This window comes from Kitasatospora griseola, assembly GCF_014648555.1.
In the GTDB taxonomy this organism is placed as follows: domain Bacteria; phylum Actinomycetota; class Actinomycetes; order Streptomycetales; family Streptomycetaceae; genus Kitasatospora; species Kitasatospora griseola.
The window spans coordinates 285,913-301,750 of sequence record NZ_BMRI01000007.1 but is presented as its reverse complement, the minus strand read 5'-3'; the positions used below and the strand labels follow the sequence as shown (position 1 = coordinate 301,750).

9 protein-coding genes and 1 pseudogene are annotated in these 15,838 nt (G+C 72.3%); 3 read left to right on the top strand and 7 right to left on the bottom strand.

Annotated elements, in window-relative coordinates; all coding sequences use genetic code 11:
- Positions 1 to 133: 133 nt before the first annotated feature.
- The 7 genes from IEZ12_RS12410 to IEZ12_RS12380 form a co-directional block, all read right to left on the bottom strand.
- Complete coding sequence (locus tag IEZ12_RS12410) at positions 134 to 1,984, bottom strand: alpha-keto acid decarboxylase family protein (RefSeq protein ID WP_189272084.1); 1,851 nt, start codon at positions 1,982 to 1,984, stop codon at positions 134 to 136.
- Positions 1,981 to 4,074, bottom strand: coding sequence for a flavin monoamine oxidase family protein (locus IEZ12_RS12405; RefSeq protein WP_189272083.1), 2,094 nt, complete (start codon positions 4,072 to 4,074; stop codon positions 1,981 to 1,983). The genes IEZ12_RS12410 and IEZ12_RS12405 overlap by 4 nt, the downstream gene beginning before the upstream one ends.
- A gap of 26 nt (positions 4,075 to 4,100) precedes the next feature.
- Positions 4,101 to 5,597, bottom strand: coding sequence for a Dyp-type peroxidase (locus tag IEZ12_RS12400; protein WP_229847461.1), 1,497 nt, complete (start codon positions 5,595 to 5,597; stop codon positions 4,101 to 4,103).
- Between the two features lie 228 nt (positions 5,598 to 5,825).
- Entirely contained in the window at positions 5,826 to 7,007 is a 1,182-nt protein-coding gene (locus IEZ12_RS12395) for an alpha/beta hydrolase family protein (protein ID WP_189272082.1), read from the bottom strand.
- A gap of 145 nt (positions 7,008 to 7,152) precedes the next feature.
- The gene (locus IEZ12_RS12390; protein ID WP_189272081.1) at positions 7,153 to 8,325 is read right to left on the bottom strand and encodes an alpha/beta hydrolase family protein; all 1,173 of its coding nucleotides are present in this window, start codon (positions 8,323 to 8,325) and stop codon (positions 7,153 to 7,155) included.
- A 164-nt stretch (positions 8,326 to 8,489) separates the two neighbouring features.
- On the bottom strand, positions 8,490 to 10,064 hold the full coding sequence (locus IEZ12_RS12385) for a PxKF domain-containing protein (RefSeq protein WP_189272080.1): 1,575 nt from the start codon (positions 10,062 to 10,064) through the stop codon (positions 8,490 to 8,492).
- Positions 10,065 to 10,602: 538 nt separating this feature from the next.
- Complete coding sequence (locus IEZ12_RS12380) at positions 10,603 to 11,208, bottom strand: alpha/beta hydrolase (RefSeq protein WP_189272079.1); 606 nt, start codon at positions 11,206 to 11,208, stop codon at positions 10,603 to 10,605.
- A gap of 979 nt (positions 11,209 to 12,187) precedes the next feature.
- Between IEZ12_RS12380 and IEZ12_RS12375 the strand changes: the two genes are divergently transcribed.
- The 3 genes and pseudogenes from IEZ12_RS12375 to IEZ12_RS38280 all read left to right on the top strand — a co-directional run.
- On the top strand, positions 12,188 to 13,237 hold the full coding sequence (locus tag IEZ12_RS12375) for an AfsR/SARP family transcriptional regulator (protein ID WP_189272078.1): 1,050 nt from the start codon (positions 12,188 to 12,190) through the stop codon (positions 13,235 to 13,237).
- Positions 13,238 to 13,297: 60 nt separating this feature from the next.
- Complete coding sequence (locus IEZ12_RS12370) at positions 13,298 to 15,511, top strand: TOMM precursor leader peptide-binding protein (protein WP_189272077.1); 2,214 nt, start codon at positions 13,298 to 13,300, stop codon at positions 15,509 to 15,511.
- Positions 15,504 to 15,838, top strand: a pseudogene (locus IEZ12_RS38280) (TOMM precursor leader peptide-binding protein); the annotation flags it as partial. The gene IEZ12_RS12370 and the pseudogene IEZ12_RS38280, both read left to right, overlap by 8 nt.

Here is a 15,838-nt window from a genome sequence, read left to right as displayed (position 1 = left end):
GGGCTCGACCCTCCACCGGCAGACGAACGCTACTGCTTCACCCGTCCGAGCGACATCACACATTCAACTTCAGTAGCGCGGAACGCGGCCGGCCCCCGTCGAGGACGGGGGCCGGCTGTGTTGTTGCGGAAGGCTACGAGGACAGCGGGGGCGGGCAGTTGTCGTCGATCTTGTACTGGAGGGCCCTCGGGTAGTCGTGTCGGCTGAGGCGGACGCGGGCCAGGATCGGGGCGTGGTTGAGCTGGTTGGTGGGGTCGGCGAGGTCGGTGAGGAGGGTGTCGAGTTCGGCGTAGGTGCTGAGCTTGAAGCCGTGCATCTGGTCCTTCTCGCTTCCGAAGACCTGCGCCAGCTTCTCGTAGTGCCACGGGTGCAGCACGTTGTAGAAGTCGGCGCCGTTGGACGGCTTGCCCTGGTAGTAGCAGGGGCTGACCAGCATCTGCTCGATGCCGTAGAAGCCCTCGTTGTCGAGGACGAAGACCACCGGCCGCAGGTGGTTCCGGACCTGGGTGGACAGTTCCTGGCAGATCTCCTGGAACGAGCCGTCGCCGACGAAGACCATCGGACGCTTCAGCGGCTGCTGCCGGCCGAGGGCGACGCCGGTGGCCGCGCCGACGGAGTAGCCGATGGACAGCCAGCTGTTCTGCGCCAGGAAGCCGGCCCGCTCGTTGATCCGCAGGTTCATCGAGCCGAGCAGCGCGAACCCCGCGTCGGAGACCACGGTGAACGGGGAGGGGGCCTCGGGGTCGCCGCCGGTGGCCTCCTTCTCCAGGAAGTGGTTCATGCGCTCGAAGAAGCCGTCGTAGGTCAGCTCGGTCTTCTTGTGGTGCTTGGCGCTCAGCGAGCGCAGGAACTCGGCGGTGGTGGCGGGGACGTCCAGGCCCGCCTTGTGGGCCAGCGCGAAGTGGTCGTCGGGGAACGTCCTCCCCGCCAGGGCGGTCTTCAACGCGGGGACGAAGAAACGGAGTTGGACGTCGGGGAAGTACATGGCGCCGACGCTGACGCCGCCGCGGGCCGCCACGATCCAGTCGTCGCCGATGGACTGCTCGCCGTTGAGGTTCTTGGAGGTGGACCACGTTCCCAGGCCGATCCTGCAGCCCGCGTTCTTGAAGGTGTCGCGGATCTCCGGGAGGCTCGCCTTGCCGTTGTAGACGCCGGCGAACAGCGGGTGCTGCTCGGAGACCACGGACTTCGCGCCGACCGTGGTGCAGAACTGCATCTTCGTGGCCTCGACGAACTCCAGCAGCTCGTCCTCCAGCCGCTGGTGCATCAGTTCCTCGCCGGCCCAGACGATCGGCGTCTTGAACTTCGTGATCAGCTCCACCGCCGCCGCGACGGCCTTCGCCAGGATGTCCTGGTTGCGCTTGGTGAACGGCCGCTCGTGCGCTCGCAGTTGACCCTGCGGCGGCTCGCAGGGTGCGTGCCAGAGGTCGTCCATGACCTCCAGGTAGACGGGCTTGCGCTCGGTCAGGCAGGCGGTGATGGCGCTGTCGATCTGCGAGGGCGCCAGCCCGGGGTTGGACAGCACCTGCGCGTCCACCGTGACCTGCCGGTAGACCTCCAGGTTGGCCTCCCGGCGCGGGCTCATGTGCGAGGTGAGCAGGCCCACCGCCTGGAAGTTGAGCCATTGCTCGTAGGACGGCGCGCCGTTGATCGCGATCAGCGGCACGTCCTCGACGTACGCGCCGCCGATGGTGTTGAGCAGGCTGAACGCGCCCACCCCGTACGTCACCGCGACGGCCGCGACGCCCTGGTCGGGCTGGTCGGGGGCGGCGTCGGCGAGCCGCACCCGGGCGTAGCCGTCCGCGGCGTAGCCGGCGCCCATCTCGGTGGGGGTGCCGACCCAGCGCACCGAGGTGGTTTCCTGCATGATCGTCAGGAACGGGCCGAGCAGGTCGCCCGGCACGCCGAACAGGTAGCGGATGCCCAGCTGTTCGAGCCTGGTGGCCAGGTAGCGACCCACGGTCCATTCGGTGTTGCTGCTCATCGGTGCAGTGCCTCCTGCTGGTTCTCCTGGCGGAGCTGGGCTTCGGGTCGGAGCTGTCGTTTCGTCGCGGCCGGCGGGGCGGCCGCCTCGTGCACGGCGAGGGCCGCCCGGACGGCGGTCTCCACCGCGCCCTCGATCCAGGCGTGCTTGAGCGAGACGTGCTCGCCGGCGAAGTGCACCGGGCCTTCCGACTTGACCGCGTCGAGGTGGAAGCTGGTCATCTGGTGCGGGGTGTACACCGCGGCCTCACCGAAGGCGTACGGGTCGCGCAGCCAGCTCTGGGTCTTCCCGTAGCCGGTGTAGAACACCTCGATCCGCCGGCCGTGCACCGACTGGAGGTTGCGCAGCGCGTACACGTACCGCTCGTCGTCCTCCATGGAGTCCCAGCGCGCCGCGTCGTCCGACCAGCTGTAGCTGGCGAGCACGACGCCGCCGCCGTCGCCGTCGGGCACCGGGTGGGAGGGGTAGTACATGAAGCGGTTCGGGTTGTCGGTGGTGGAGCCGCCGCCGAAGCAGTCGGTGGCGGGGCGGACGCTCGCCCGCAGCAGCGGGGTGTGCCGGTAGACCTCCAACTGGCCTTCGCTGATCCGGCGTTCGTCCACGCTGCGGTGGGCGCCGAGCAGCGTCTCCGGCAGGTTGCGCGGCGGCCGGTGGCCGTTGTGGGCGGCGGCCACGGCCGCCTCGGCGTCGTCCTCGCCCGCCCGCTGGTAGTACTCGTACAGGCCCGGTGCGATGGAGTCGAGTTCGGCCTGCCAGTCCGCCTCGGTGAACTCCCACCAGCGGCGGGAGAACTCCAGCAGCACCTTGGTGGCCTGGTCGTAGTGGGTCTCGATGATCGCCCGGCGCTTCTTGTAGGAGAACGGCGGCGTCACCTGGACGAAGGTCAGCGCGGAGAACGGCACGGTGACGATCGCCAAGTCGCCCTTCCAGACGGTGGGTTCGGCATCCGGCTGGTCCTCGGGGACGGTGTGGACGGCGACCTGCGCCCCGACCGGGCCGACGTCCCGGGCCCCCTGGCCGTCCCGGCGCGGGTCCCAGTACTCCATGCGGATCATCCGTCGGCCCATCTGGAGCTCGTCCCGGAGCTGCTCGGCGAGGGTTTCGGGCAGCATTCGGGTGCCGCCCTCGATCTCCCAGTAGGTGGCGTTCGGGTTGATGTCGCTGCGGCCCAGGAAGGAGTGGAAGAAGGCCAGGTGCAGCCGGGAGGTCATGTTCTCGATGGTGCCGATCGCCTCAATGGCCTCGTCGCTGAAGCCCGCGTACTCGCGCAGGAAGCGGCCCATCGAGAAGCCGTCGAAGTCGCGGATCACCCGGGCCCAGCCGTCCAGCCACTCGGCGAACGGCTTGTTCACGCGCTGGCCGTCCTTGAGGTCCGAGTAGTAGTCGCGGACCGGGTCCAGCGCCTGGTTGATCATCGTGGAGGTGGTGATCCACGCCTCCTCCCCGGTGAGGTGGAAGCCCTCGTTGATGGCGGTCGGGTCGTCGGCGTACTCCTTGCGGCGGGTCTGGATCCGGTTGGTGCGGATCCAGGAGTTGTTGCGCTTGACCGGTTCGCGGAACTCGGGGCTGTCGGTGCCGTACTTCCAGACCGTGCCGTCGAAGGACTCGTAGACCACCGGCGGGACGGGCGCGTTCTGGTTGCCGGTGTCGGGGTCGATGTCGACGTTGAAGAACAGCCGCCGCTTCAGGCCGAGGCTGTCGACCAGGGCGAGGGTGAGCGGGTGGAAGCTGGGCAGCCGCATCGCCCCGGCCTCCGCGTACTGCTTCGGGTCGTGGAACGGGCCGTCGCCCTCGCCGGCGCCGTCGTCGGCGTGGAAGGTCTTGATCCGGCCGCCCACCCGGCTGGCGTTGGCCTCCAGGATGGTGACGTTGTGTCCGGCGTCCTTGAGCAGCTTGCCGGCGACCAGGCCCGCGATGCCCGCGCCGATGATCAGCACGTCCTTGCGGGCGCCGTTCGGCGGGATGCCGTCCTTGATCAGGACGTCGAGGTACCGCAGCTTCAGGTCCTCGTCGTCCGGGCCGATCAGCAGCAGCTCGCGCGCCAGCTGCTGGGAGACGTGCCGGGCGCTGTCGGTGTTCGGGCTCTTCATGGGTGCCTCCTCGGCGGGCGGGTCGGTCAGGAGCCGACGGGCGTGTTGGGGAGGTCCTGGCCCCCGGCCAGCAACCGCAGCGTGCTGATCGAGGGGGTGAAGGCGTAGAGCGCGCCCGTGGTGCGGACGAAGCGCGGCATGTCGACGGTGCCGTGGGTGCCGTCCGCGAGCCCGATCGAGGCCTCGCCGGCGAGGCCGATGACCTTGTCGAAGCCGTTCGGGGCGGGCGTGGGGCCGTTCGGCTTCCCGGGCGGGAACGTGTCGCTGTTGGCCCAGAACCGCTGGACCAGCTCGAACTGCTCCTCCAGCGAGGTGCCGTAGCAGACGAACATCAGCCCGCGGTCCACGCCGTCGTCGTTCGCGCCGCCCGGGAACTGCACGCCGTACGGGATGCCCCGGCGCATCAGCCGGTGGCTCTTCGGGTGGCCGTCGCCGATGCCGGCGAAGACCCGCGGGTGGGTGCGGCGGATGTGCGCGACCCACGGGGTGTGCTCGCCCGCCGGGTCGTTGCTGTAGTCGAAGTCGTTGCGGTCGCTGCCGACACCGGTCACGGTGCCGTTCGGCGGGGCGAGCGGCGTGCCGTCCTTGAACCGGCCGACCAGGCAGCCGCCGAGGCGGGTCGGGTCCATCGTCCCGGTGAACTTCGTGGCGCCTTCCACCACGGCCGCGTTCCAGCCCGCGACGTCCTGGCGCAGCCGGCGCACCACCTGGAGCGAGCCGTTCGCCATCCACTGCGGGGCCGTCCGGTCGCCCGCCTCGCTCTTGTGGCCGAAGACGAACTCGCCGGCCTCGATCAGCTCGGTGCCGGGGTGGACGTCGCGGAAGCCGGGCTGGTCCGGGTTCTCCCGGTGGAAGTCCTTCACGCCGGGCTGGGAGATGCCGTCCTTGTAGCCGAAGTGCTCGTGGCCCTTCAGCGCGCCCGTCAGGGTGCGGCCCTCGTCCACGTGGACGCGGACGACCTGGTTGGCGGCCTCGACCGCGTCGAGGTTCTTCAGCTTCTCCTGCAGCAGTTCGTCGGTGTCCGCGGCGACGATCAGGACCGCGTGCACCACCTGGTCGCCGGTCCCGGCGCCGAACAGCCACTGCTTGGGGTCGCTGTCGCCGGTGTCCCCGAGGTCGGCGGCCCGGGCGGCGGCGCCCGCGACGAAAGACGGGAACGGCTTCTCCAGGTCCGACCGGACCTGGGCGGGGTTCTTGGCGACGGTCGTCAGACCCTCGAAGGTGAGCGAGACCCCGCAGCGGACGACGGTGATGCCGGGGTCACGGCCGAAGGCCCGGCGGGCCACCGAGAACTGCTCGTTGAAGTCCTCGGTCTCGCTGGTGGTCGCGACGGTGTTGAGGATCGCGGAGAGCCAGCCACGGCCCTTCGCGGCGTCCGGGAAGTGCAGGTACCGGAAGTCCATGAAGTCCTTGTTGAACGCCGCCAGGACGTTGCCCTGGATGTCGGTGCTCGTGCGCAGCATCGGCTGCGGCAGCTGCTCGATGGCGGGGACGGTGCTGGGGCGGGCGGAGGTGGTGGTCACGCTCGGGCTCCTCGGGTGCAGGCAGCGCTGATCACATGATGCGGTCGGCTGGATACTCAACGTAGCTTTCCGGCCGAGCGGCCTGCCAACCGGACATCGGCCTTCCGAAGCCCTTCAGGACCCGTCCGGCGCACTGACGGTGTGTCATCGAACCAAGGGCGGCGAGGGGCGGCCCGAGCGCGCGCGAGGCCGCCGGCGGGGAGCCGGCGGCCTCGGTGGCAGCACGGATTACGGGTGGAAGGTGATCTCCGGGTTCTGCGGCGTCGGGCCGTCGAGGATCGGCCGGGGGATGCCCTTCAGCTGGAGGTCGAAGAACGCGGTGACGTACTGGCGGGTCAGCTGGACGCCGCGGGTCGCCGCGACGGTGGTGCCGGGCGGCTGGGGCATGCCGAGCGCCTCGAAGAACACCGGGTTGTCGGTGAACGTGCCGTGGTTGGAGCCGGCGACGGTGAGCCAGCGCTTCCAGCCGTCGAGGTGCGCCCAGGTCTCCGTCCAGGTGGGGTCCTCCTGGCCGGGGGCCAGCGGGTGGCCGATCATCAGGAACGGCCGGCCGCCGAGCCCGCCGGCGGGGACGGGGACGTTCATGGTGCCGTCCAGGTTCGCGCCGGCCCGCACCCGAGGGTCGGCCAGCATGGTCGGGACGGCCGCCGCGCCGCCCAGGGAGTGCCCGGCCATGCCGATCCGGTCGCGGTCGATCAGGCGGGCGTAGCGCCAGGCCGGGTGCGGACGGTCGGTGAGCCGGTCGAGGACGAAGGAGACGTCCTTCGCGCGGCTCTCGTTCAGGGCCACCCGCTGCTGCTCACTGGGCGGGATGTCGCAGGCGGCGCAGGTGGTGGTGTGCCCGTCGGGGAAGGTCGTGCCGGCGTTCTCGTAGGTGTGGTCGACCAGCGCGACGACGTACCCGCGGCTGGTCAAGTCCTCGGCCAGGCTGGTCAGTTCACTACGGGGCATGGTGAAGCCGGGGGAGAGCACGATCAGCGGGAAGCGGCCGTGCTGCGGGGCCGCGTCGGTCCTGGACCAGGTCCGGGCGCCCGAGACCACCTCGGTCGGGACGGTGTTGCCCGGCAGCTTCAGATCGAGCATGAGCCGTGCGGCCTCGGGCGTCATGTACGGCGCCGGACTGCCCGTGCCCGCCTTGGCCGGGTAGTACATCGACACCATCAGCCGGCGCGGGCCCGAGGAGGGCACCCACGGGTCGGTCCGGTTCTGGTCGACCAGCTGGATGATCTCCCGGCCGACCGCGAACGGCGCGGTGGGGCGCGGGAGTTCGACGTGGACGTCCGCCGGGTCGCCGGACGCGGAGGCCGGCGCGGGGGCGGCGGCCAGTGCCGGGGCGGCGGTGGCGACGGCGGACAGCGGCAGGGCGAGCAGCAGTGCCGCTGCCGCGGCGGTGCGCGGAATTCGGATCATGGCTCGTACCGTAGGCCGCACACACGGGAGTTGACGTCCCGTCAGCGATGTAAGGGATTCCACTGAGGCGGCGCGGGGCGGTGGGCCGTCGCCCCTAAGGGGCCGCCGGACGGTGCGGTCGGCGACCCCTCGGTGGCAGGGGCGGTTACGGGTGGAAGACGATCTCGGGGTTCTGCGGGGTCGGGCCGTCGAGGACCGGCCGGGGGATGCCCTTCAGCTGGAGGTCGAAGAACGCGGTGACGTACTGGCGGGTCAGCTGGACGCCGCGTTCGGGGGTGATCGTGGTGGTGGGCGGGTGCGGGAGGCCGAGCTGCTCGGCGAGCACCGGGATGTCGGTGAAGGTGCCGTGGTCGGAGCCGGTGACGGTCAGCCAGCGCTTCCAGCCGTCGAGGGCCGCCCAGCCGTCCGTCCAACTGGTGTCCTCCTGGCCGCCCTCCAGCGGGTGGCCGAGCATCAGCAGCGGCTTGCCCTTCAGGCCCGTCGCGGGCACGCCGAAGTCCATGCTGCCGTCCAGGTTCACCCCGGCCCGGACCCGGTCGTCGGTCAGCATGGTCGGCACGGTGGCGGCGCCGCCCACCGAGTGCCCGGCCATGCCGATCCGGTCGCGGTCGATCAGGTGGGCGTAGCGCCAGGCCGGGTGCGGGCGGTCGGTGAGCCGGTCGAGGACGAAGGAGACGTCCTTCGCCCGGCTGGCGTCCAGACCGGCCCAGTCCTCCCTGGTCAGGAACTTGCCGCACATCACGCAGGTGGTGGTGTGCCCGTCGGGGAAGGTCGTGCCGGCGTTCTCGTAGGTGTGGTCGACCAGCGCGACGATGTAGCCGTGGCTGGTCAAGTCCTCGGCGAGGGCGGTCAGTTCGGTGCGCGGCATGGTGAAGCCGGGGGACAGGACGACCAGCGGGAACCGGCCGTGCTGCGGGGTCGCGTCGGTCCTGGACCAGCTCCGGGCGTCGGCGACCACCTCGGTGGGGACGGTGTTGCCCGGCAGCTTCCCGTCCAGCAGGAGACGCGCGGCCTCGGGCGTCATGTACGGCGCCGGGCCGCCCGTGCCCGGCTTGGCCGGGTAGTACATCGACACCATCAGCTGACGCGGTCCGGCCGAGGGCACCCATGGGTCGGTCCGGTTCCGGTCGACCAGGTGGATGATCTCCCGGCCGACCGCGAACGGCCCGGTCGGGCGCGGGAGTTCGAGCTGGACGCTCGCCCGGACGGTGGCGGCGGCCGGCGCCGGGGCGGCCCACGCGGGCGCGGCGGTGGCGGCGACGGACAGCGGCAGCGCGAGCAGCAGCACCGCCGCGGCAGTGCGACGAAGTCGAGTCATGCCTCGAACGGTAGGCGGCGGTACGGGAGTTGACGTCCGGTCGGAGATGTAGGGGATCCCACGGAGAAGGCGTCGGCGTGCGGGCCGCGCCCCCTAGGGACCACCCGGTGGCACGACCACGCCCGCCCCCGGGGCTTTCCGTCCCGGGGGCAGGCAGCTTCGTGTCAGCTGAACTGGAACAGGGCGGTGTGCAGGGTGCCGTCGTTCAGACCGAGGGTGAACACCTGGCAGGTGCCGGCGTAGGCCCGGTCGGTCTTCCAGACGTAGTGGTAGCCGCCGTCGGCCAGGTCGTACGACAGCGCGCCGTCCCCGGCGGTGGTGGTGGGCACGGGCGGGTCGAGCGGCGCGCCGGTGGTGCAGTCGACGTGCTGCGCGACCGGGTAGTCGCGGGCGATGACGTTCGGGCCGAAGTCGCCGCCCAGGGCGAACTTCATCGGGACCGCCCGCCCGGCGTGCATCCGGTTGACGGCAGGCGAGTTGGCGACCGGCGGTCGGAAGCCGCTGAACGGGTACGCGTAGGTGTACCGGCCGGCGACGGAGGCGGCGCTGGTGCCGGCCGGGGTGGCCACCCTGACGTCGACGGTGCCGCCGGCGCCCGCGGGAACGGTCGCCCTGAGGGTGCCGTCGTTGACGACGGTGACCCCGGTGGCCGGCGTACTGCCGAACAGGACGGCCCGGGCGCCGGCCAGGTGGGTGCCGACGATCGTGACGGTGTCGCCGCCCGCATCGGGCCCGTGGCCGGAGCGCACCCCGGTCACCGTGGGCGCGACGGGGGCGACGGCCAGGCTGTACGGGCTGCTCCCGGTGGCGACCGTGCGGGTGACCGAGTCGGTGGCGGTGTCGATCACCGACAGGGTGCCGTCGTGGCTGTTGGCCACGTACGCGACGCCGCCGGCCGGGTCGGCCAGCACGCCGACGGGGGTGCCGCCGACCGGGACGGTGCCGGTGACGGTGGAGGTCGCCGTGTCGATCACCGAGACCGTGTTGTCGTTCTGGTTCGTGACATAGGCGTGCGCGCCGTCCGGGGCGATCGACACGCTCCCGGGGCCGGTCCCGACGGGGATGGCACCGGTGACGGCGTTGGTGGCGGTCTCGATCACCGAGACGGTGTTGGTGCCGTAGTTCGCGCTGTAGACGCGGCTGCCGTCGGGGGAGACCGCCACGGCGGTCGGCATCCAGATCCGGCTGTCGGTGATCGTCTCGCTCAGGGAGTTGGTGGCCGTGTCGATCACCGAGACGGAACCGCCCATGAGGTTCGCGACGTACGCGTGGGCCCCGTCGGGGGCCACGGCGATGCCGAACGGCTGGCTGCCGACCGTCACGGTGGTGGTGACCGTCCGGGTGGCGGTGTCGATGACGTCGACGCCGCCCATCCGCGCGCTGACGTAGTGCCCGACGTAGGCGCGGGTCCCGTCCGGGGAGAAGGTCACCGGTCCGGGCAGTCGGCCGACCGCGATCGTCGAGGCGACCGTGCCGCTGGCGGTGTCGATCACGGAGATGGTGCTGCTGCCATTGTTGACGACGTACGCCTGGGAGCCGTCCGGGGAGACCGCGACCGCCTGCGGGTAGGTGCCGACTGGGATGGTCGCGACCGGCGACGCCGTCGACGGGTCGTAGGCCGTGACCGAGTTCGCACGCGAGTTGGCGATGTAGACCAGTCGGTGCGCGGTCGTCTCCGGGGCCGCGTGCGCCGACGACACCGGGACGAGCACGGTGAGCGCGCCGAGCGCGCCGGCCACCGAGACGACTGCCGCACGGTGCCGCAGCCGTCGAAGACGGCCCGGCGATCCGGCCCGTCCGTGGGGGACCGACGGGGGATTTGCTTGTCGGACGCCGTGGGGGCTGTGGGGGTTGGGATGCAGGGGAGCCCCCGAGAAGCCTGGCCGACCGGGGCGCGTCGCACCAGGGCGCGCGACGGCGCTGACGTGTCATGCACCCGGCGCACAACTGCGGCACGGCCTCGCTCAACTTGCGTTGAACGATGGTGAGTTGTTGGTCCCGGCGAGGGTGGGCGGTCGCCGGGTGGGAAGGGGCGGCGGTCTGGCGGTGAGGGTGCCGGTGAGGGGGAAGGTTCTGTGGGGTCGGGCGGTCGAGGATCGGCTGGGGGGCGTCCTTCAGTTGGAGGTCGAAGAACGCCGCGACGTACTGCCGGGTGAGCCGGAGGCCGCGGGCGTTGATGGCGGCGCCGGGCTGCGAGGGGAAGCCGAGCTGCTCGAAGAACAGTGCGTGGTCGGTGAAGGTGCTGTGGTCGGAGCCGGCGACGGTGAGCCGGCGCCTTCAGCCGTCGGCGCAGGGCCGGCCGTCCGCCGAGTTGTGGTCCAGCCTGCCGTCCAGGTTCACCCCGGCCCGGCTCCGGGCGTCGGACAGCAGGGCCGGGACGGTCGCGGCGCCGCCGGTGGAATGCCCGGCCATGCCGATGCGGTCACGGTCGACCAGGTGGGCGCGGCGGGGGCGGGTGGTGAGTCGATCGACGACGAAGGAGGCGTCCTTGGCGCGGTTCGCGACGATGCCCGCCCAGTCCGAGTCGGGCGTCAGCGTGCCGCACAGGACGCAGGTCGAGGTCCGGCCGTCGGGGAAGATGGTGCCGGTGTTCTCGTAAGTGCGGTCGCTCAGTGCGACGGCGTAGCCTCGGATGGTCAAGTCCTCGGCCAGGTTGGTCAGTTCGGTGCGCGGAATGGTGAATCCGGGGGAGAGTACGAGCAGCGGGAACCGGCGTTGCGGCGGCTGCGCGTCGGTCCCGGCCCAGGTCCGGGCGCCCGCGAGCGCCTCGGTGGGGACGCCGACCTCGGGCAGCTTGTCGTTCAGCAGGAGCCGGGCGGCCGCGTCAGGTGCGGGGCCGCGGTACATCGACACCGTCAGCCGGAGCGGCCCGGCGGACGGCACCCCGCGGGTCGGGTCGGCCCCGGTCGACCAGGTGCACGATCTCCCGGCCGACCGCGTACAGCCCCGTCGGGCATGGGAGTTGGAGGTGAGCGCCCGCCGGGACGGCCGCGGAGATGGTCACCGGTAGCGGGAGGGGCGCGGCGGCGGCCGGCGGCACGGCGAGCAGCGCGGTTGCCGCCGCGGCAGCGCGACGAAGTGCGGTGGTATGGCGCTGACCGTAGCTGTGGGCTACGGGAATTGACGCTGCGTCAGAGCAAGCGCTTCCGGGGGCGCGTCGGGTTCGCGGGTGCGCGGCGGTGGACTCGATCGAGGGCGCACCAGTCTGGCGCAGTTGTTGACGGTGCGCAATCATGGATGGTCACCGGTGGGCGTGGATCGATCAGGCGGGCGGCTCGGCCGCGCGCGGGGTCGTGGCGGCCGGTGGTCGTGCCCGTTGCCCCCTGTGCGGAAGGACGATGCCGGATGCCGAATCGGACGAGTGCCGCGCCGCCGCGGTGGGGGCCGGCCATTGCTGTGAGTGTCATTAATTTTCACTGGAGTTGATGCTTCCACTGCTTCCGCATTGCTTACGCTTGCCATCCTTGCGAGCAGGCGTGCCGATGGCCGGTGCGGTGGGGGGGTAGTGCCGTCCAGACAAACGGTCGGTATGCGTACTGATGGGCCGCGAGGCGCTGTGGCCTTGGCCTTTGCCGACGTGCGTGCGGTCGGAGTCGGCCTCCCGGGCGCCATGCAAGTGTTTGCAGAAATTCGCTGAAATGCCGTTCGCGACCATTGACGTGACTGAACGTCAGCTCGTACGGTCTGGCCTTGTCGTACTGGGCGGTAGCGGCCCGGGCGAAGGCACAGGACAGGTACGGACCATGCTGCCCGGGGGCGGTGTGGCGCGATGTCGATCGTTCGTCGGTAGGGGTGTCTTCGGCATGCCCTGCGGCGGTCGGAATCGTCGGATCGAGCGTGTCGGAAGGGGAGCGGGGTGAGCATGGCAGCGGAAGCCGGAGCCGGCAGCGGCGCCAGATTCACCGTCCTCGGCCTGCTGGCGATCGCCGACCGCCGGGAGACGGCGGTCCTCCAACCCTCCAAGCCCGCCTCGCTGTTGGCGGCGCTGCTGACCAGGCCGAACGCGGTCGTGCCGGTGGAGTCGCTGCAGCGGGCGATCTGGGGCGAGGAGATCCCGGCGACCGCCAAGGCGGCCCTGCACTCGTGCGTGCTGCGGCTGCGGCGGCTGTTCGCCAAGTACGGCATCTCCGGCAGCACCATCGAGGCGCTGCCCGGCGGCTACCGGATGACCGTCGACACCCGCACCCTCGACCTGCTGGAGTTCCGCGACCTGCTCGCCCGGGCCGACAGAGCCGCCGAACCGGCGGCCGAACTCGGCCTGCTGCGCGCCGCGTTGGCGCTCTGGCAGCCGCCGGTGCTGGGCAACGTGCACTCCGACGTTCTGCACCGCGAGGAGGTGCCGCGGCTCTCCGAAGAGTGGCTGCGGACCGTCGAGCGGGCCTACGACATCGAGCTCGCCCTCGGGCGATGTCGCGAAGTACTCGCCGAACTGTGGTCGTTGGCCCGGTCGCACCCCGCCCACGAGCGGTTCTGGGAGCAACTGATCGAAGCCCTGCACCGCACCGGCCGCCGTGCCGACGCACTCGCCGAGTACCGGCGGGTCCGCGACCACCTGATCGACGAGCTCGGCGTCGAACCGGGCCCCGCCCTGCAACGTCTCGAACTCGCCGTGCTGCGCGGCGAATCGCTGACGCCCGACGCCGCGCCGGCCGTTCGGGAGCCGAACCTCCGGGCCGCAGCCGTCGCCGTCCGGCCCGCTGCCGAACCGTCCGGCGCGCCGGCCGGGACGGTCGACTCCACCACCGGAGACGTCGTGCTGGCCGGTCTGGTGCAGGCCGGGCTGCTGGCCGAAGGCCCCGGCGGCCACTACCACGTGCACGAGCTGCTGCGGGCCTTCACCCGTGCCGCGGCGGGCAGTTGGGCCCGCGCCCCGGGGGAGCAGGACCCGGCGCCGCCCGCATCCTGCGCCTGACCGCTTCCGTCCGTGCGGCCCCGAGCCGCTCCGTTCGCGTACCACTGAGGTGTGAGGGACATGCCCCCGTTCGAGGAGATCGCCGACAGCCGTCCACGGATCCGGCGTGACGTGCTGTACACCCAGACCCCCGAGGGGGTGCTGTTCCACAACGCCCACGGCGGGTTCGGCGTCACCGCCAAGGACGCCTACCGCTTCGCCTCGCTGATCGTGCCGCACCTGAACGGCCGTCACACCGTCGCCGAGATCAGCCAGGGCTTCGGCGAGCACCACCGCACCATGTTCGCCGAGTTGGTGCGCACCCTCTACACCCGCGGCTTCGCCCGCGACGCCGGCCCCGCCCCCGACGGCCCCTCGCCGCTCACCCCCGAGGCCGTCACCCGGTTCGGCCCGCAGATCGAGTACGTCGACCACTACGTGGGCGACGCCGAGGAGCGCTTCCACCGCTTCCGGGAGACCCGGGTCGCCGTGCTCGGCACGGACGAACTCGCCCGCTGGGCCGTCCTCAGCCTGGTCCGCAACGGCTGCGCCACCGTCGGCGTGCTCCCCGAACTGCCCGAACTCGCCGGCTTCGCCGAGATCGAGACCGAGACCGCCGCCCTCGCCAAGGCCGGCTGCCCCGCCACCGTCGCCACCCTCGCCCCCGGCGGAACCGACCGCGGGTGGGCCGAACTTGACGGCTACGACGTGGTGTTGGTGACCGGACCGGACGGCGCCCGGCAGGTCGTCCGCCTGCTGGAGGCCGGCCTCCCCGACGGCCGCCTGCTGCTGCCCGCGTGGACCATCGGCGGCAGCGCCGTCATCGGCCCGCTGATGTCCGCCGACCGCACCGGCTGCTGGATGTGCGCCGCACTGCGCCTCGGCACCGGCGCCCCGGCCGGCGACGCCGCCGAACTGTGGAGCGGCCTCGCCCCGCTCGCCCCGCTGAGCAACGGCAGCCGCCGCCCGCACGGCCCGCTCGCCGCAATGCTCGGCAACCTGCTCGGCTACGAGGTCTTCCGGATCACCACCGGCGCCCTGCCCGCCGAGACCGACGGCCGCCTGCTGCTCCAGGACCTCGACTCCCTCGACGTGGTCGCCGAGCCGCTGCACCCGCACCCGCGCTGCGCCCGCTGCACCACCCACGACGGCACCGACCTCGTGGGCCCCGACCTCGACGGCCTCGACCTCGCCGGGGCCGGACGCGAGGAGGACTTCTCCACCGAGGACGGCGCGTCCGAGGCAGCGCTCGCCGAACTCGACGCCCGCGCCGTCCTGGTGGGCCCGCACGCCGGCGTGTTCGCCCGGTACGCCGACGACGACTGGCGGCAGACCCCGCTGAAGGCCGGCACCGTCACCCTGAACCTCGCCCCCGGCGTGCAGCGCACCGTCTCCGCCGGCGACGTCCACCACGTCGCGGGAGCCCGGTTGCGCGCCCTGTACCGGGCCGCGGAGGTCTACGTCGAGCACTCCGTGCCGCCCGTGACGGCTGCCAACAGCACCGAACTCCCGCGCGTGCGACCGGAGTTGCTGAGCACCGCCAGCGGTGTCCCGGCCGGCACCGTCCGCGGCTGGAGCCCCGCCGCCTCGCTGCAGAGCGGCGAACGCACCCTCGTCCCCGTCGCCGCGCTGCGCACCTTCGGCCCGCACAACCGCGACCGCGCCTTCGAAGCCACCTCCGCCGGCACCGGCGCCGGCGGCACGATCGCCGAAGCCACCGCGCGCGGCCTGCGCACCGCCCTCGGCTACGACGCGCTGCGCCGCGCCCTGCGCGGTCGACTGGACGTGCGGGAGCTGCCGTCGGAGATCCTCGGGCAGGATGCGCAGCTCACCTTCCTGGGCCGCTCGGCGCAGAACCATGGCCTGGCGCTGGAACTGCTGCGCCTCGGCGGCGCCGACGAGCCGCTGCCGGTGGTGCTGGCCCGGGCCGCGGACGAGGCCACCGGCCGGTACCGCTGGACGCTCGGCAGCGGCCTCGGCCTGCGCGACGCCGTACTGGAGGCCGTCCGCGACCTGCTCACCGCGGTGCAGCTGGACCGCGACCCGGCCGCCGGGGCGCAGGGCGGCAGCGACGCCGGCGACCCGCTGATCGGCGAGCTGGACCCGGCCGTGCTGACGTCCGCCGGAGCGGCCGAGGCGGAGCTCGGCGGGTACCTGGAGTGGCCGCAGACGCTGGAGCGGCTGCGCGCCGCCGGCCGCGACGTCCTGCTCGCCCCGTGCGGCCCGGCCGACCTGCGGGCCGGGCGGATCGAGGTGGTCAAGGTGCTGCTCACGGACGGGACTTCGGATGTCTGAGGACGTCCTGGACCGTCCGTCCGGCACCGCCGCCGCTCCCGTGGGGGTGGCGTACGCCGGCCCCTGGGACGAGTTCTTCGCGGCGCTGGCAGCCGAGTTGACGGACCGTGGGGTCGGGCCGGCGGAGCTGTCGGTGCTCGGCGCGCGGGACGAGCTGACGGTGGGTGAGGAGCCGGAGCGCCGGGGCGGACGGCCGGTGCCCGTGCACCTCTACGGGCACCACGCCACCGTCGGGCCGGACAGCCCGCCGGTCGTGGGCGGGAAGGATTCGCCGTGCCCGCGCTGCCTGGCGCGGCGCTGGCAGGCGGTGCGCTCCGGGCAGCTGCG